This is a genomic window from Nocardioides dokdonensis FR1436, from assembly GCF_001653335.1.
Lineage (GTDB): Bacteria > Actinomycetota > Actinomycetes > Propionibacteriales > Nocardioidaceae > Nocardioides > Nocardioides dokdonensis.
The window spans coordinates 3,041,351-3,058,773 of record NZ_CP015079.1; the positions used below are offsets into that span (position 1 = coordinate 3,041,351).

A 17,423-nucleotide genomic window follows, 5' to 3' on the forward strand; every position below is an offset into this window, starting at 1 on the left:
TCGCCCGGCCCTGTTCACGCCCGGCTAACGACTTTGCCGCCCCGTGAGGGTTACGTTGCCGTCGCCGTATCCGGACGACGTCAAAGGACCCCCACACGTGTCATCTCGTTCCTGGGCAGGGCGCGCCACCCGCCCCCTGGCCGTCGGGCTCGGGCTGGGCCTCGCGGCCAGCGCCCTCACCCTGACCACCACCACCGCGGCGTACGCCGCCGACCCCGTCGACGTCACCATCGTCGGTATCAACGACTTCCACGGCCGTCTGCTGCCGGCGCGGGACGCGGGGGGTGCTGCCAAGCTCGCGAGCGCCGTCGACTCGGTGCGCGCCGCGCACCCGAACACGATCTTCGCCGCGGCCGGTGACCTCATCGGCGCCTCGACCTTCGAGTCGTTCATCCAGCAGGACAAGCCGACGATCGACGCCCTGAACGAAGCGGGCCTCGACGTGTCCGCGGTCGGCAACCACGAGTTCGACCAGGGTTACGACGACCTGGTCAACCGGGTCATGAAGCCCGCCTCCGACGCCAACCCCTACGGCGGGGCCGAGTGGGCCTACATCGGCGCGAACGTGAAGATGCGTGACACCGGCTCCGACGCCCTCGAGCCGACATACGTGCAGACGGTCGGGACGGGAGACCAGGCCGTCGAGGTCGGCTTCATCGGCGCCGTGACCGAGCACCTGCCCGAGCTGGTGACCCCTGCGGGCATCTCGGAGATCGTGGTCACCGACATCGTCGACGAGGTGAACGCGGAGGCGGACTCCCTCGAGGCCGCCGGCGTGGACGTCATCGTGATGCTCGTCCACGAGGGCGCGCCGAAGGCGAGCTGCACCGACATCGCGGCGCTGGGCGCCGACACCGACTTCGGCTCCATCGTCAAGGACGTCGACTCCTCGGTGGACGCCATCGTCTCGGGACACACGCACCTGGCCTACGACTGCAAGATCGGGTCCGCCGAGGCGCCCGCGACGCTGCGTCCGGTCGTGTCCGCCGGCCAGTACGGCTTCAACATCAACCGGCTCAGCTTCAGCGTCGACCCGGCCAGCGGGAGCATCGCGGGCGTCGACACCGAGCTCATCAACGTCGCGCGCACCGCGGAGCCCTTCCCGGAGGACGCGGCGGTCAAGAAGATCGTCGACGACGCCGTGGCTGTCTCCGACGAGCTCGGCGCGGCACCTCTCGGCGAGATCGCCGGTCCCTTCACCCGCGCCAAGCGTGCCGACGGCACCACCGAGAACCGGGGCGGGGAGTCCACGGTGGGCAACCTCGTCGGGGAGGTCCAGCGATGGGCCACCGGCACCGACATCGCGTTCATGAACCCCGGTGGTCTGCGCGACGACATCATCGGCCTCGCCGAGGGTGGCTACCCCGCGACGGTGACCTACAAGCAGGCCGCGATCGTCCAGCCCTTCGCCAACACCCTGGTGAAGATGGGGCTGACCGGCACCCAGCTGAAGTCGCTGCTCGAGGAGCAGTGGCAGCCGGACGGCTCCTCGCGCCCGTTCCTGCACCTCGGCGCCTCGGACGGCTTCGAGTGGACCTACGACCCGACCGCGGCGCGCGGCGAGCGGATCACCGGCATGTGGCTCAAGGGTGAGCCCATCGACGCCGGGACCACCTACTCGGTGACCGCCAACTCGTTCCTGGCCTCGGGCGGTGACAACTTCGGCACCTTCGCCGCCGGTTCGAACCCGACCGACACCGGTCAGTCCGACCTGCAGGCCATGGTCGACTACATGGAGGAGTTCGGCTCCGAGGCCCCCGTGGCCGTGGACTACGCCCAGCACAGCGTGGGTGTGAGCTTCCCCGACGACGCCCCGGCGACCTACGCCGCCGGTGACACCCTGGCGATGGACCTCTCCTCGCTGCTGCTGGCCCCGACCAAGGATGTCGCCGGTCTCAGCGACGACGAGGTCGAGGTCTTCCTGGCCGGCAGGTCCGTGGGCGTCTTCGACGTCGACAACACCGTCGTCAGCGACGTCGCCGACGAGAACGGCACCGCCTCGGTCAGCCTGACCGTGCCCGCCTACTCCGGTTCGCCGGACTCGGTGCGCGTGGTCGGCACCACCACCGGCACCGAGGTCGAGGTCCCGGTCGCGTTCGAGGCCGGCACCGACGCCGTCGTCGAGGCCAAGCGTCGCCCCAAGGGCGCCATCAAGGCCGGCAAGCGGCTCAAGGTGACCGCGATCGTCACCATCGACGGTGAGCCCGCCTCCGGCGAGGTCACCCTCACCGGCTCGGGCGTCGACAAGACGATCGAGCTGAACAAGAACGGCAAGGCCAAGACCAAGGTCGGTCCCTTCACGAAGGGCAAGCACACCATCCTCGTCAGTTACGGGGACTTCTCGGACCTGTTGCGCTTCCAGGTCCGCTGATCCACCCGGAGGCCCGCCGACCGAGTCGGCGGGCCTCCGGCCTTTCCAGCCCACCTCCCTCCTCGGAAGGCTTTCCCATGCCTGTCTCCACCCGGGCCACCCGTCGGTTGGCCCCGCTGCTCGCCGGCACGCTCGGCCTCGCGGCGCTCGCCACCGGCGTCAGCATCGCGCCCGCCTCAGCCGTCAGTCCCGGCCTCGTCATCAGCGAGGCGTACGGCGGCGGCGGCAACTCCGGCGCCACCTACACCCACGACTTCATCGAGCTGCACAACCCCACCGACGCCGCCATCAGTGTCGACGGGATGTCGGTGCAGTACCGCTCCTCCGGAAGCAACAGCGCCGCCACCGGCGTGACCCCGCTGAGTGGCACCGTGCCCGCGGGTGGTCACTACCTGGTCCAGCAGAACGCCGGAGCCAACGACCAGCTCGACCCGTTGCCGACCCCCGACGCGACCGGCTCGGTCTCCATGTCCGGGACGGCCTTCACCGTCTGGCTGGCCGAGGGCACCACCGCCCTCAACCCGGTCGCCGGGTCGGTCACCTCCGCTCCGGGCGTCGTCGACCTGCTCGGCGTCAACAGCAACACCTTCGAGACCGCCAAGACCGGGGCCACCAGCAACTCGACCTCGGCCGGGCGGACGTCGCCCGACGGCGACAACAACCTCGCCGAGTTCACCGTCGGCGCGCCCGGCCCCCAGAACAGCGGAGGCGGTGGCGGAGAGCCGGAGCCGACCGAACCCGTCGAGGCCACGATCCCGGAGATCCAGGGCAGCGGCGCGACCTCCCCGCTCGCCGGGCAGGACGTCGTCACCACCGGCGTCGTCACCGCCGCCCCGCGGTTCCTCTACGGCTTCTACCTCCAGGACCCGCAGGGCGACGGCGACGCCGCGACCTCCGACGGGGTCTTCGTCTACTACCCGCAGGGCTCCGGCTCGATCAGCGTGCAGCCCGGCGACCACGTCGAGGTCACCGGCGAGGTCGACGAGTACGCCGGCCAGACGCAGGTGGTCTCCTCCGAGGCCGGCACCGTCGCGCTCGTCGAGCCCGCCGACGAGGTGTCGGCGTACACGGGGCAGTGGCCGGCCACCGACGCGGCCAAGGAGTCGCTCGAGGCCATGCTCTTCAGCCCGCAGGGTGGGTTCACGGTCACCGAGACCTACAACACCAACCGGTTCGGCGAGGTCGGTCTGGCCCGCGGCGACAAGCCGTTGATCCAGCCCACCGAGGTGGCCGACGCCCAGGACGCGGCGGCCATCGCCGCGGTCGAGGCCGACAACGCCGCCCGGGCGATCACGCTCGACGACGGCTCCGGCACCGACTACACCCGCAACAGCTCGCTCACCCCGGCCTACATCTCCAACGAGGCCCCGGTCCGCGTGGGTGCCGCGGTGGACTTCACCGAGGACGTCATCCTCACCCAGGGCGGTTCGCCGAGCTCGCCGACCTACCGGTTCCAGCCGCTGGTGTCGGTCGACGGGGAGAACTTCCCGGCGACCTCGCCGGCGACGTTCGAGAACACCCGCACCGAGGCACCCGACGCCGCCCAGATCGCGGCCGACGGCACCCCGGACCTGACGGTGGCGTCCTTCAACGTGCTGAACTACTTCACCACCCTGGGTGACCCCGACGACGACAACGTCGGCAACGACGGCTGCACCTCCTACACCGACCGGGACGGCGACGGCACCACCGTGCGCGGCGGCTGCGACCTCCGCGGCGCCTGGGACCCCCAGGACCTCGCCCGGCAGCAGGAGAAGATCGTCGCGGCGATCAACGGCCTCGACGCCGACGTCGTCGGCCTGATGGAGATCGAGAACTCCGCAGCCCTGGGCGAGGAGGCCGACGAGGCCACCGAGACCCTGGTCGCGGCACTCAACGCCGACGCCGGTGCCGGCACCTGGGCGGCAAACCCGTCCTCGACCGAGCTGCCCGCCGCCAGCGAGCAGGACGTCATCACCAACGCCCTGATCTTCAAGCCCGCCGCGGTCGAGCGGGTCGGCGAGGCCCGTGCCCTGGGCGACCAGAGCGCGAGCGGTCAGGCCTTCGGCAACGCCCGCGAGCCCATCGGGCAGGTCTTCGCCCCCGTCGACGGAGGCGAGGACGTCCTCGTCGTCGTCAACCACTTCAAGTCCAAGGGTTCCGGGACCAACGACGGCACCGGCCAGGGCAACGCCAACCCCGACCGGGTCGCCCAGGCGACCGCGCTCGAGGCGTGGGTGCCCGCCGTCCAGGGCGACACCGGCACCGACGCGGTGCTGCTCGTCGGTGACTTCAACTCCTACTCGATGGAGGACCCGCTGCAGGTCCTCTACGAGGGCGGGTACACCAACGTGCAGGAGCTGTCCCCGGTCGAGGAGTGGTCCTACTCCTTCAGTGGGCTCTCCGGCTCGCTGGACCACGTGCTCGCCAACGAGGCCGCGCTCGAGCTGGTCACCGGTACCGACATCTGGAACATCAACTCCGGTGAGTCGATCGCCATGGAGTACAGCCGCTTCAACATCCACGGCACCGACTTCCACGCCCCGGGTCCCTACCGCTCCAGCGACCACGACCCCGTGGTCGTGGGTCTGGACACCAGCGACGAGGCCGAGCTCGCCGACGCCGACCTGCGCGTCAAGGTGCGTCCGAAGCACCCGAAGGTCGGCCAGCGCAACGTCAAGGTCGAGGTGCGCGTGGTCGCCGAGGGCACGGTGCCGACCGGCGAGGTGAGCATCGAGCTGCCCGACGGTTCGACGTACACCGCGGTGCTGGACCGCAAGGGGAGGGCCAAGATCAAGGTCCGCAAGGCCTTCCAGGAGTCCGGCCGCCAGAAGATCGTGGTCCGCTACTCCGGTGACGACGCCGTCGCTGCGACCGAGGAGAGCGTGACCGTGCACGTCAAGAAGAGCAAGAAGAGCAAGAAGAGCAAGAAGGGCAAGAAGTAGCAGCAGCAGGACCGCTCAGCGGCCCGTCCGCACCCCGCTCAGCGAGGTGCGGACGGGCTGTTGCTGTTGCGGGCCAAGGCGAAGGCGGCCTGGGTGAGCGTGAGGTGGCTGAAGGCCTGCGGGAAGTTCCCGACCATGCGGCCGGTGGCCGGGTCGTACTCCTCGGCGTAGAGGCCGACGTCGTTGGCCAGGCCCACCAGCCGGTCGTACAGCGCCGTGGCGTCCTCCATGCGCCCGGCCTCGGCGTAGGCCTCCACCAGCCAGAACGAGCAGGCCAGGAACGGGTGCTCGTCACCGTCGAGGCCGTCGACGCCCGAGGAGGTGCGGTAGCGCAGCACCAGCCCGTCGCGCATCAGGTCCTCCTCGACCGCGCGGATCGTGCCCAGCATCCGGGGGTCGTCGCCGTCGACCAGGCCGAACGCGCCGAGCACCAGCAGCGAGGCGTCGACCTCGTCGGTGTCGTAGTGCTGGGTGAAGGTGCCGCGCTCCTCGTCGTAGCCGCGGGTCAGCACCTCCTCGCGGACCTCGTCGCGAATGCGCCGCCACTCCTCGACGGGGCCTTCGAGCCCGTGCTCCTCGACCGCGCGCACCGCTCGGTCGAAGGCCACCCACACCATCGCCTGGGAGTGCGTGAAGTGGCGCGGCTCGCCCCGGACCTCCCAGATCCCGCTGTCCGGCTCGCGCCAGTTCTCGGCCAGCCCGGAGAGCAGCGCCGTCTGCAGGGCCCAGGCGTTGGGGTCGGCCTCGTCGGTGGCCCCGCGCACCCGCTCGAGGGCATCCATCACCTCGCCGATGACGTCGTGCTGCAGCTGGCCGACGGCGGCGTTGCCGACCCGGACCGGACGGGAGTCCTCGTAGCCGGGCAGGTGGTCGAGCTCGTACTCCTCGAGCCGGCGGGCGCCGTCCACGGCGTACATCACCTGCACGTCGTGCGGGTCGCCGGCGACGGCGCGCAGCAGCCAGTCGCGCCACAGCATGGCCTCGTCCGAGTAGCCGGCCTCCAGCAGGGAGGCCAGGGTCAGTGCCGCGTCGCGCAGCCAGCAGTAGCGGTAGTCCCAGTTGCGGGAGCCGCCGAACGCCTCGGGGAGCGAGGTCGTGGGGGCGGCGACGATCCCGCCGGTGGCCTCGTGGGTCATCAGGCGCAGGGTCAGCAGCGAGCGCTTGACGGCCTCGGGGTGCCGCAGGTCGGTGCGGCACAGCTGGGCCCAGTCCTCGTCTTGGTCGATGGTCTGGCGGATGCGGTCGTCGAGCTCGCCGAGGTGCTCCACGCGCCGGTGCGAGGGCATCCAGGCCATCGAGTAGGTCAGCTCCTCGCCGGCCTCGACGTCGAACTCGTCGTTGTGCGTGTGGTCGCGAGCGGTGGGCAGCCGGGGACCGCGCAGGACCAGGAGGTCGGGGCCGGCGACGGCGGTGATGACCTGCTCGCCGCCGATCTCCTCCCGGCGCACCCACGGCACCACCTGGCCGTACTCCATCCGTACCCGCCACTGCAGGCACAGGCGCACGGTGCCCTCGACGCCGCGCACCCGGCGCACGACGTCGGCGCGGCCGTCGCCGCGGGGCATCAGGTCGGTGAGGGTCACCGTGCCGGTCGCGGTGCGGAAGGTGGTCTCGAGGACCGAGGAGGAGGACAGGTAGCGCCGGCTCGACTCGTACTCGCCCGCGGGCTCGATCTGCCAGTGCCCGTGCTCCTCGCTGCCGAGCAGGGCCGCCATGCAGGCCGCGGAGTCGAAGCGGGGCAGGCACAACCAGTCGATCGACCCGTTGCGGCCCACGAGGGCGGCCGTGCGTCGGTCCCCGATGAGGGCGTAGTCCTCGATGCGCAGAGCCATGTCGCGACCCTACGTGTGCCACGCTCAGCACGTGGACGACACCGACGAGACCACCCAGGCGATCGTGCGGGCGCTGCACGCCACGCTGCGTGAGCGCGGCGCCACACTGGCCACCGCCGAGTCGCTGACCGGGGGGCTGCTGGCCGGGCTGTTCACCGCCGTGCCCGGCTCGTCCGCGACCTACGCCGGCGGACTGGTCACCTACGCCACCGAGCTCAAGCAGTCGCTGCTGGGAGTGCCGGACGCGCTCGTGGCCGAGCACGGCGTGGTGTCCGGGGCCTGCGCGGTGGCGATGGCGCAGGGTGCGCGGACGGTGACCGGGGCGACGTACGCACTGAGCACCACGGGGGTCGCGGGCCCGGACCGCCAGGAGGGCCACCCGGTCGGGACCGTCTTCGTGGGGGTGGTGGGCCCCGGGGTGGAACGGGCCGTGCCGCTGCTGCTGCCCGGGACCCGGAGCGAGGTCCGCAGTCGCACCTGCCGCGAGGCGGTGTCGGTGCTGACGCAGATCCTGGCAGGGTGAGCCGAGGAAGAACGGGGGCTCCGCTAGTGTTGGCACCCATGCACGCCCGATCCCGAGGCCCGCAGTCAGGAGAACCCCGCATGGTGCTGTTTCGTCGGTTGCTCGGCGACGTGCTCCGCGCGCAGCGCGTCGAGCGCGGCATGACCCTGCGTGAGGTCTCCGCGGAGGCCCGCGTGAGCCTCGGTTACATCTCCGAGATCGAGCGGGGGCAGAAGGAGGCGTCCTCCGAGCTGCTCGCCTCGCTCTGCAACGCCCTCGAGGTACCGCTGTCCTCGGTGCTGCGCTCGGTCTCGGACGCGGTCGCCCTCGAGGAGGCCGTGGCCGCGGCCACACCGATGGTGCCGCGCCCCGCAGCCGCCCGACGCGACAGCGTCGTCGCCTCCGCCGCCTGAGCCAGGTGCCGCAGTCGGCCGCTGGTGAGGCGAGAGTCATCACGCTCTGCGGCTCGACCTCGTTCGAGGCTGCGTTCGCGGAGGTCAACCGGCGGCTCACGATGGAAGGTTGCGTCGTGCTCAGCCTCGGGATGTTCCACCTGCCCGATCTGCCGGGCTACGACTGGACGGCCGACGGCTCGGACCTGAAGGGGCGGCTCGGTGACGTGCACTTCCAGAAGATCCGCATGGCTGACGAGGTCTACATCGTGGATCCCGGCGGCTACGTCGGTGAGTCGACCCGGCGGGAGATCGCCTACGCGGAGTCGCTCGGCAAGCCGGTTCGGTATCTGAGTCGCGACGAGGGCCGCGCCCGCCTCTGCGAGTGAGGTGTGATGGATCCACGCTCCCATGGGCATGGAAGCGCGCGGATCGCGGCAGTTCCGGGCGGTGCTTCAGCAACCGTTCTGACTGCCCGTTCGGTTGCCGGTTCACCGCTGGCCCCCGTCCGGCCAGGTCGGCGGTGCATCGGTAACCGGATGCGGTCGGCACATGGTTGCTGGGTCACCGCTGACCCGCGCGCACGACTATCCGAGGCTCGGCATGAGCGTGCGTCTCCACGGCTGGATGTATCCCACCTCAATCGCAGAGGGGGGCGCTGGTACCTACGTTCTCTGTTCGTCGATCGGTCGAAGAGCTCGCGGATGCGTTGATCAACCGATCGACGATCCTGGGAGAGCCCTACCCGGAGTGGTCCCCGGCTCCGGCTGGCAGCGCGGGCACCAGTAGATCGCCCGCTCGCGCCCGGCCGGTCCCTGCTGGGCCACGGCGATCGGGGTGCCGCAGCGCCGGCAGGGGGAGCGGTCTCGGCGGTAGACCCACATCCGCTCCCGTTCGCGCAGGTCGCCGGTGGTCGACTGCACCGCCCGCTCCTTGTTGAGCTCGAGCATCTGCCGGCCGCGACGCACCACCCGGGCCAGGCCGCCCACGTCGGCGATCGGCAGGCGGGGGTGCAGGCCCGAGACGAAGCACAGCTCGGCGACGTACATGTTGCCGAGCCCGGCGAGCCGGGTCTGGTCACGCAGGGCGTCCCCGACCTCGCGGTCGGGCTCCTCCAGCAGTCGGCGCAGCGCCTCCGGCTCGTCCCAGTCGGGACCCAGCAGGTCGGGGCCCAGGTGGCCCACCACGGAGTCCTCCTCGGCGGTCGGCAGCAGTGCGACGATGCCGAGGGAGAAGCCGACCGCGGTGACCCGGTCGTCGCCGAGCACGACGCGGGCCTGGTGCGCCGGGCGCGGCCACCGACCGCCCTGCTTGAGCACCCGCCAGGCGCCCTCCATCTTGAGGTGCGTGTGCAGCGTCAGCGGGGGACCGACGGGCGGGCGCAGCCTCGTCAGCAGGTGCTTGCCACGCGAGGCGGTGCCCTCGACGTGCGAGCCGACCAGGTCGGCGGTCGCGTGCTGCGGCACCCGCAGGTCCGCCACCGTGAGCGTGTGCCCGGTGAGGGCCCGGTCCAGCAGCCGGGCCGCCCGGTAGACGGTGTCGCCCTCAGGCACGGTCGGGGGTCCGCAGTCGTAGCCCGCGCGGGGTGGAGACGAAGCCGGCCTGTGTCAGCGCCTCGCGCAGCGGGGTCCCGCCCTTGCCCAGGAGCTGCTCCCCGTCGGCCTTCTCGACGGTGAGGCGCCCCAGGGCGCCGCGGCCGGCCGCCGCGGCCAGGGCGGCGACGGCGGGGCCCAGGAGATCGGCCTCCTCGCTCCAGGTCAGCAGGGTGCGGCCGCCGCGCTCGATGTAGAGCACCAGGCGCCCGTCGACGAGCACGACCATCGCCCCGGCCTTGCGCCCGGGTCGGTGGCCGGCCTCGCCCTCCTCGCGGGTCGGCCAGGCCAGCGCCGCGCCGTAGGGGTTGGCCGGGTCGGTGGCGGCCAGGGCGAGGGCGACCGGGGCCTCGTCGCGGCCGCCGGCGTTGTCGGGACGGGCGACGCCCTCGGCGAAGGTGCGCAGCCGGTCGACCGCGCCCGAGGTGCCGAACTGGGCGGCGCCGAGCCCGGACACGAAGTACCCACGCCGGCAGCGGCCGGTGTCCTCGAAGGCGGAGAGCACCTTGTAGACCGCGGCGAAACCGCCGGGGACGCGCTCGCTCACGACGGCCCCGCGCGTGACGACGCCGTGCCGGTCGAGCAGCCGCTCGGCCACGGCGTGCGCCCGGCGGGTCGGGTCGGCGTCGATCGCGGGCAGCAGCGCCCAGCGCCCGGCGGTCTCGGGCGGGCCGGTGCGTGCGGTGGTCGGGCGGGCGCCGGAACCGGTCGTCGACCCCATCCTCGGGCGCCCCATCCGAGCCCGCGGCGGCGGGCGTCGGGTGCGGTGGCTCGCGTTGCCACCACGGGTCAGGGCGCGCAGCGGCGTCAGGGTGTCGTTGCTGACCCGACCTGCCCACACGAGCTCCCACAGCGCCGCGGAGAGCACGGGGTCGCTCGCCTCGACGCCGGCGGCGTGCACGGTGTCGGCGAGCTGGCGGAAGAAGTAGGCGCCGCCACCGGCCAGGGCGTCGAGCACCGCCTGCCCGGCCTCGGAGTGCTCGGGCGCCTGCGGCTCGGGCAGGGTCAGGTCGGCGGAGTCGGCCAGGTGCAGCGAGACCCAGCCGTCGGAGCCGGGCAACGTGCCGTGCCCCGCCCAGATGACCTCGCCGGAGGCGGTGAGCTCGTCGAGGTACGACGCCTCGTAGTCGCGCACCCGGGCGGCCAGGACCAGCGGCTCGAGCGCCGACGCGGGCACCGGGCAGCCAGCGAGCTGGTCGATCGCCGACAGCACGCCGTCGACGCCGCGCAGGCCGCCCCGACCGCTGCCGGCGCGACCGCCCGCGGACGGCGCCGCGGCCCACACGTGCTGCCACGCGCCCAGGAAGCGGCCCAGGGCGTCCGGCTCGACCGGCTCGACCTCCTTGCGCAGCCGGGCCAGCGAGCGGCGACGCAGCTTGCGCAGCACCTCGGCGTCGCACCACTCGGTGCCCGAGCCCGCGGGACGGAACTCCCCGTCGAGCACGCGGCCCTGGGAGCCGAGACGCTGCAGGGTCTGGCGGACGACGGCGGTGCCCAGCCCCAGGCGGGCGGCGACGTCGTCGACGGTGAAAGGGCCGTGGGTGCGGGCGTGGCGCGCCACCAGGTCGCCGATCGGGTCCTCGACGAGGTCGGTGAACGCGTCGGGCGTGCCCGGCGGGACCGGCACCCCGAGACCGTCACGCAGGCGCCCGATGTCCTCGATGGCGCTCCACCGCTCGGCACCGGCCATCCGGACCTCGACGATGCGGCGACTGGCGGTGAGCTCCTGGGCCCAGGCGTCGACGTCGGCGCCGGGCACCGAGCGGGCCACCACCTCCTCCCGGGAGAGCGGCCCGAGCAGGCGCACCAGGTCGGCGAGCCCCTCGGCGTTGCGGGCCCGGCGGTCCTCGCTGAGTCGTTGCAGCTCGGCCTCGACCTCCTCGAGCACCTCGGGGTCGAGCAGCTCGCGCAGCTCGGCGCGCCCGAGCAGCTCGGCGAGCAGGCCCTGGTCGAGGGAGAGCGCGGCCGCCCGGCGCTCGGCGATGGGGGAGTCGCCCTCGTAGACGAACTGGGCGACGTAGCCGAAGAGCAGGCTGCGGGCGAAGGGGGAGGGGGCGTGGGTGGTGACCTCGGCGACCTGCACCTCGCGGCGCTCCACGCGGCGCATCAGCCCCACCAGGCTCGGCAGGTCGTAGACGTCCTGCAGGCACTCGCGCACCGCCTCGAGGATGATCGGGAACGAGGGGTAGCGCGAGGCGACCTCGAGCAGCGCTGCGGAGCGCTGGCGCTGCTGCCACAACGGTGAGCGCCGCCCCGGGTCACGGCGCGGCAGCAGCAGGGCCCGCGCCGCGCACTCGCGGAAGCGGGAGGCGAACAGCGACGACCCACCCACCTCCTGGGTGACCAGGTCGTCGACCTCGTCGGGCTCGAAGACCACGAGGTCGGCACCCGGCGGCTCGGCGTCGGTGTCGGGAACCCGGATCACGATGCCGTCGTCGGAGGCCACGGCCTGGCCGTCGACGCCGTACCGCTCCCGCAGGCGGGCGTTGATGGCCAGCGCCCACGGCGCGTGCACAGGGGTGCCGTAGGGCGAGTGCAGCACCAGGCGCCAGTCGCCGAGCTCGTCGCGGAAGCGCTCGACGAGGAGCGTGGTGTCGCTGGGCAGCAGGTTCGTGGCCTCGAGCTGCTCGTGCAGGTAGGTGACCAGGTTGCCGGCCGCGAACTCGTCGAGACCGTTCTCGCGGGCGCGTGCCTCCGCCTTCGCCCTCGGCAGCGCGCCGAGCTCTCGGGTGAAGGCGCCGACCGCGGCGCCGAGCTCGGCGGGCCGGCCCAGGCCGTCGCCCTTCCAGAACGGCAGCCGGCCCGGGATGCCCGGCGCCGGGGTGACCAGGACCCGGTCGTGGGTGATGTCCTCGATCCGCCAGCTGGTGGCGCCGAGCGCGAAGATGTCGCCGACGCGGGACTCGTAGACCATCTCCTCGTCGAGCTCACCGACCCGGCGACCGGGGCCCTCGCCCCCGACGAGGAAGACGCCGAAGAGGCCGCGGTCGGGGATGGTGCCACCGCTCGTCACCGCGAGCCGCTGGGCGCCGGGCCGGCCCGTCAGCTCGCCGGTGACCCGGTCCCACACGATGCGCGGGCGCAGCTCGGCGAACTCGTCGCTGGGGTAGCGCCCGGCCAGCAGGTCGAGCACCCCGTCGTACGCCGAGCGGGGCAGGCCCGCGAACGAGGCCGAGCGTCGCACCAGGTCGTAGAGCTCCTCGACCCCCCACGCCTCCAGCGCCGTCATCGCCACGACGTGCTGGGCCAGCACGTCGAGGGGGTTGGTCGGGACCCGCAGCGACTCGATCGCACCCGCGCGCATCCGCTCGACCGACACCGCGGTCTGGGCGAGGTCGCCGCGGTGCTTGGGGAACAGCACGCCGCGCGAGACCTCGCCGACCTGGTGGCCGGCGCGGCCCACCCGCTGCAGCGCGCTGGCGACGCTGGGCGGGGACTCGATCTGCACGACGAGGTCGACCGCGCCCATGTCGATGCCGAGCTCGAGGCTGCTGGTGGCGACCACCGCGGGCAGGCGGCCGCGCTTGAGGTCGTCCTCGATGAGCGCCCGCTGCTCCTTGGAGACCGAGCCGTGGTGGGACTTCGCGATGACGGGGGCACTGCCCTCGGTGGCCCCGGACTGGCCCATGGCCTGGGCCGGGATCCGGTCGCCGGGCTCGGCCTCGACCCCGGCCCGCTGGGCGGCGATCTCGTTGAGCCGGGCGGTCAGCCGCTCGGAGAGGCGGCGGGAGTTGGCGAAGACGATCGTCGAGCGGTGCTGCTCGATCAGGTCGACCACCCGCTCCTCGACGTGCGGCCAGATGCTCGAGACCCGCTCTCCCGCGCCCTCGTCGTCCGCGTCGGAGGCGTCTGTCCCGCCAGGGCTGGTCATGTCCTCGACGGGCACCACCACCGAGAGGTCCCAGCGCTTCTCGCTGGGCGGGGCGACCACCTCGACCGGGGCGGTGCCACCCAGGTAGCGCGCCACCTCCTCGACGGGACGCACGGTCGCGGAGAGCCCGATGCGCTGCGCCGGCCGCTCGAGGAGGGCGTCGAGCCGCTCCAGGGAGATGCCGAGGTGGGCTCCGCGCTTGGTGCCGGCCACGGCGTGCACCTCGTCGAGGATCACGGTCTGCACCCCGCGCAGCGCCTCGCGCGCCTGCGAGGTGAGCATCAGGAACAGTGACTCCGGCGTGGTGATCATGACGTCCGGCGGTGTGGTGACCATCTTGCGCCGGTCGGCGGCGCTGGTGTCGCCCGACCGGACCCCCACCCGGACCTCGGGCAGCTCGGCGCCGAGGCGGGCGGCGGTGTGGCGGATGCCGGTCAGCGGGGCCCTGAGGTTGCGCTCGACGTCGACCGCGAGCGCCTTGAGCGGGGAGATGTAGAGGACCCGGCAGCGCTGCTGCTTGTCCTCCGGGGGGGCGTCGGTGAGCAGCCGGTCGATCGACCACAGGAAGGCGCTCAGCGTCTTGCCCGACCCGGTCGGGGCCACGACCAGCGCGTGCCGCCCGGCGCCGATGGCCTCCCAGGCGCCTGCCTGGGCCGGGGTCGGCTCGGCGAACGCCGCCTGGAACCAGGTCCGCGTCGGTTCGCTGAAGCGGTCCAGTGCGGGGTGGGCGGCAGCGACGTCGGGCACGGCGCAAGTCTGTCGCACCGCACCGACACCCGCGCCCACCCCGGAGGGCCGGGCCGGGGATCAGCCCAGGTGCAGCTTCATCCCGTCGTGCGAGGGGACGTAGCCCAGGCGTTCGTAGAAGCGGCGGGCGTCCTCGCGTGCCCGGTCGGTGGTGAGCTGCACCAGTCCGGCGCCGTGGCTGCGGGCGTAGCCGGTCACCCACTCCAGCAGGGCGGTGCCGAGACCGAGGTCGCGCACCGAGGTCGCCACCCGGACCGCCTCGACCTGCAGCCGCAGCGTGGCGCCGCGGGAGAGGTCCGGCAGCATCACCAGGTGCAGGGTGCCCACCACCGTGCCCTCCGGCGCGCGCACCGCCACCAGCAGGTGGTCGGGGGAGCGGTCGATGCGGGCGAAGGCGCGCAGGTAGGGCTCGGGGTCGGCGGTCTCCCGCTGCCGGCCCAGCTCGTCGTCGGCGAGGAGGGCGACGAGCGCCCCGACGTCGCCGCGGCGCGCACGGGTGACGGCGTACGCCGTGCCGGCGACGTCGAGGGTGCCCAGCCGGGAGGCGTCGTCGGCGATGCCCATCAGGCAGCACCGATCGGGCTGGGCAGCAGGTGGGACGTCACGGGGCCGAAGATAGCGGCTGGTGGGGGTGGGTGTCCCCTAGAGTGCTCGCGTGCCCGATGCCCCTCCCGACCCGGACTCCATGATCCACGCCTCCGGGTTGCGCAAGAGCTTCGGCGACTTCGAGGCGGTGCGCGGGATCGACGTCGACGTGCGGCGCGGGGAGGCGTTCGGCTTCCTGGGCCCCAACGGGGCCGGCAAGTCCTCGACGATGCGGATGGTCGCGGCCGTGTCGCCGATCAGCGCCGGGCGGCTGCGCATCCTGGGCATGGACCCCGCGGTGGACGGCCCGTCGATCCGCGCCCGGATCGGGGTCTGCCCGCAGGAGGACACCCTCGACACCGAGCTGTCGGTGCGCGACAACCTCTACGTGTACGGCCGCTACTTCGGGCTGTCGCGCCACGAGGTGCGCGAGCGGGTCGACGAGCTGCTCGACTTCGTCCAGCTCACCGAGAAGGCCGGCGCCCGCGTCGAGGACCTCTCGGGCGGCATGAAGCGGCGCCTGACCATCGCCCGGTCGCTGGTCAACCGGCCCGAGGTGCTCCTGCTCGACGAGCCCACCACGGGGCTGGACCCGCAGGCCCGCCACGTCGTGTGGGACCGGCTCTTCCGGCTCAAGCAGCAGGGCGTCACGCTCGTGCTGACCACGCACTACATGGACGAGGCCGAGCAGCTGACCGACCGGCTCGTGGTGATGGACAAGGGTCTCATCGTCGCCGAGGGCTCGCCCCTCCAGCTGATCCGCGAGCACTCCACCCGCGAGGTCGCCGAGCTGCGCTTCGGGGTGGCCCGCGAGGGCGAGAGCCACGCGGGCGTCGCCGACCGGGTCGCCGATCTGGCCGAGCGGGTCGAGGTGCTGCCGGACCGGCTCCTGCTCTACACCGCCGACGGCGAGGAGACCATCGCCAAGGTCCACGAGCGCGGCCTGCAGCCGGCCGCGACCCTGGTGCGCCGCGCCACCCTCGAGGACGTCTTCCTGCGCCTGACCGGACGGACCCTGGTCGAGTGAGCGGCAGCACCGCCCCGGCCGGCCCCCTCCAGGGTGCGCTGCGCCTGCTCGACTACTGGGCGACCGTCTACCGCCGCACCTGGCGCGGCAGCATCGTCTCCTCGTTCGTCACCCCGCTGCTCTACGTGCTGGCGATGGGGGTGCTGCTCGGCGGCTTCGTCGAGGCCGACGCCGAGACGCTGGAGGGCGCGACGTCCTACCTGGCCTTCGTGGTGCCGGGGATGGTGGCCGCCACGTCGATGACCACGGTCGTCGGTGAGGTCACCTACCCCGTCATGGCGATGGTGAAGTGGAACAAGACCTACTACTCGATGACCGCCACGCCGCTGAGCGTGCCGGACGTGGTGCTGGCCCACCTCGGCTTCGTGGCCTTCCGGGTCGCGGTCACCGCGGCGGTGTTCCTGGCCGTGACCGCGCCGTTCGGCGTCTACGCGTCGTTGCCGGGCGTGCTGGCCGCGTTCGTGGCCCAGGTGCTGATCGGGATGGCCTTCGCCGCGCCCCTGTACGCCTTCTCGGCCGGCCTGCGCGACGAGAGCGCCTTCTCGATCGTGTTCCGCCTCGGGATGATCCCGATGTTCCTCTTCTCCGGCGCGTTCTTCCCGGTCTCGAACCTCGACGCACCCCTGGAGGCGCTGGCGGTGGCCACGCCGCTGTGGCACGGCGTGGACCTGACCCGGATGCTCGTCCTGGGCCTGCCGGACTGGTCGATGGTGCTGGTGCACGTCGCCTACCTCGCCGTCCTCGTCGTGCTCGGCTGGTGGTGGGCCGTGCGCCGCCTGACCCGGCGGATGGTCCTGTGATGACCCCGATCACGGGTGCGGTGGCCACGGGGCTGATCCTGCAGCGCAACTTCATCGCCTACCGGCGGGCCTGGTGGATCTTCGCCACCGGCTTCCTCGAGCCGGTCTTCTACCTCTTCTCCATCGGCGTCGGCGTCGGCGCGCTGATCAGCGGCTTCGAGGTGGGGGGTCGCGAGATCCCGTACGCCGAGTTCGTCGCACCCGGCATGCTCGCGGCGTCCGCGATGAACGGGGCGGTGCTCGACTCGACGTTCAACTTCTTCTTCAAGCTCAAGTACAGCAAGCTCTTCGACCAGATGCTGGCGACGCCGCTGACCACCACCGACATCGCCCGCGGAGAGCTGGCCTGGTCGCTGCTGCGCGGCGGCGTCTACTCGCTCGGGTTCCTGCTGGTGATGCTGGCGATGGGCCTGGTCTCGTCGTGGTGGGCGGTGCTGGTGGTCCCCGCGGCGCTGCTCATCGGCCTGGCCTTCGGCGGGGTCGCGATGGCGCTGACGACCTGGATGCGCTCCTGGCAGGACTTCGAGCTGGTCACCCTCACGACGCTGCCGATGTTCCTGTTCTCCGCGACCTTCTTCCCGGTCACGACCTACCCCGGGGTGCTGCGCTGGGTCGTGGAGGCGACCCCGCTCTACCGCGGTGTCGTGCTGTGCCGCGAGCTGACCACCGGCGCGGTGTCGTGGGACTCGGCGTTCTCGGTGGTCTACCTGGTCGCGATGGGCGTGGCCGGGCTGCTGGTGGCCCGCCGGCGCCTCGACTCGCTGCTGCTGACCTGAGCAG

The 17,423-nt window shown here is 72.6% G+C and carries 12 protein-coding genes; 8 read left to right on the forward strand and 4 right to left on the reverse strand.

What is annotated here, in order from left to right; genetic code table 11:
* Positions 1–97: 97 nt before the first annotated feature.
* Both I601_RS14355 and I601_RS14360 read left to right on the forward strand, forming a co-directional pair.
* Positions 98–2,371 carry a bifunctional metallophosphatase/5'-nucleotidase gene (locus I601_RS14355; RefSeq protein ID WP_068111066.1) on the forward strand — a complete coding sequence of 758 codons (2,274 nt, stop codon included), beginning with the start codon at positions 98–100 and terminating at the stop codon, positions 2,369–2,371.
* A gap of 77 nt (positions 2,372–2,448) precedes the next feature.
* A complete protein-coding gene (locus I601_RS14360; RefSeq protein ID WP_068111069.1) occupies positions 2,449–5,295 on the forward strand; it encodes an ExeM/NucH family extracellular endonuclease in 2,847 nt (948 codons plus the stop codon).
* A gap of 38 nt (positions 5,296–5,333) precedes the next feature.
* Here I601_RS14360 and I601_RS14365 read toward each other — a convergent pair whose 3' ends face one another.
* A complete protein-coding gene (locus tag I601_RS14365) occupies positions 5,334–7,127 on the reverse strand; it encodes a glycoside hydrolase family 15 protein (RefSeq protein WP_068111071.1) in 1,794 nt (597 codons plus the stop codon).
* A 31-nt stretch (positions 7,128–7,158) separates the two neighbouring features.
* Between I601_RS14365 and I601_RS14370 the strand changes: the two genes are divergently transcribed.
* The 3 genes from I601_RS14370 (at position 7,159) to I601_RS14380 (ending at position 8,410) form a co-directional block, all read left to right on the forward strand.
* On the forward strand, positions 7,159–7,650 hold the full coding sequence (locus I601_RS14370) for a CinA family protein (protein WP_068114982.1): 492 nt from the start codon (positions 7,159–7,161) through the stop codon (positions 7,648–7,650).
* Between the two features lie 80 nt (positions 7,651–7,730).
* Positions 7,731–8,042 (forward strand): helix-turn-helix domain-containing protein, encoded by a 312-nt coding sequence (locus I601_RS14375; RefSeq protein WP_068111074.1) that lies wholly within the window; start codon positions 7,731–7,733, stop codon positions 8,040–8,042.
* Between the two features lie 5 nt (positions 8,043–8,047).
* Positions 8,048–8,410 (forward strand): hypothetical protein, encoded by a 363-nt coding sequence (locus tag I601_RS14380; protein WP_068111076.1) that lies wholly within the window; start codon positions 8,048–8,050, stop codon positions 8,408–8,410.
* 324 nt (positions 8,411–8,734) lie between these two features.
* Here the strand turns inward: I601_RS14380 and I601_RS14385 are convergent, their stop codons facing one another.
* From I601_RS14385 to I601_RS14395, 3 genes are read right to left on the reverse strand one after another with little or no spacing between them, the layout of a single operon-like run.
* Positions 8,735–9,574 carry a DNA-formamidopyrimidine glycosylase family protein gene (locus I601_RS14385; protein ID WP_068111079.1) on the reverse strand — a complete coding sequence of 280 codons (840 nt, stop codon included), beginning with the start codon at positions 9,572–9,574 and terminating at the stop codon, positions 8,735–8,737.
* On the reverse strand, positions 9,567–14,231 hold the full coding sequence (locus I601_RS14390) for an ATP-dependent helicase (protein WP_068111082.1): 4,665 nt from the start codon (positions 14,229–14,231) through the stop codon (positions 9,567–9,569). The genes I601_RS14385 and I601_RS14390 overlap by 8 nt, the downstream gene beginning before the upstream one ends.
* A 60-nt stretch (positions 14,232–14,291) precedes the next feature.
* Positions 14,292–14,795: a GNAT family N-acetyltransferase gene (locus I601_RS14395; RefSeq protein ID WP_084527653.1), complete on the reverse strand. Its 504-nt coding sequence runs from the start codon at positions 14,793–14,795 to the stop codon at positions 14,292–14,294.
* A 91-nt stretch (positions 14,796–14,886) separates the two neighbouring features.
* Between I601_RS14395 and I601_RS14400 the strand changes: the two genes are divergently transcribed.
* From I601_RS14400 to I601_RS14410, 3 genes are read left to right on the forward strand one after another with little or no spacing between them, the layout of a single operon-like run.
* Positions 14,887–15,843, forward strand: a complete 957-nt coding sequence (locus tag I601_RS14400; RefSeq protein WP_335582166.1) for an ABC transporter ATP-binding protein — start codon at positions 14,887–14,889, stop codon at positions 15,841–15,843.
* Positions 15,840–16,643 (forward strand): ABC transporter permease, encoded by an 804-nt coding sequence (locus tag I601_RS14405; protein WP_068111088.1) that lies wholly within the window; start codon positions 15,840–15,842, stop codon positions 16,641–16,643. Before I601_RS14400 ends, I601_RS14405 begins: the two co-directional genes overlap by 4 nt.
* Positions 16,643–17,419: an ABC transporter permease gene (locus I601_RS14410; protein ID WP_068111091.1), complete on the forward strand. Its 777-nt coding sequence runs from the start codon at positions 16,643–16,645 to the stop codon at positions 17,417–17,419. The genes I601_RS14405 and I601_RS14410 overlap by 1 nt, the downstream gene beginning before the upstream one ends.
* Positions 17,420–17,423 lie beyond the last annotated feature (4 nt).

Coding starts and splice junctions, on each gene's coding strand:
- I601_RS14375 (WP_068111074.1), top strand. CDS start 7,731: ATGGTGCTGTTTCGTCGGTTGCTCGGCGACGTGCTCCGCGCGCAGCGC.
- I601_RS14410 (WP_068111091.1), top strand. CDS start 16,643: ATGACCCCGATCACGGGTGCGGTGGCCACGGGGCTGATCCTGCAGCGC.
- I601_RS14360 (WP_068111069.1), top strand. CDS start 2,449: ATGCCTGTCTCCACCCGGGCCACCCGTCGGTTGGCCCCGCTGCTCGCC.
- I601_RS14395 (WP_084527653.1), bottom strand. CDS start 14,795: ATGGGCATCGCCGACGACGCCTCCCGGCTGGGCACCCTCGACGTCGCC.
- I601_RS14365 (WP_068111071.1), bottom strand. CDS start 7,127: ATGGCTCTGCGCATCGAGGACTACGCCCTCATCGGGGACCGACGCACG.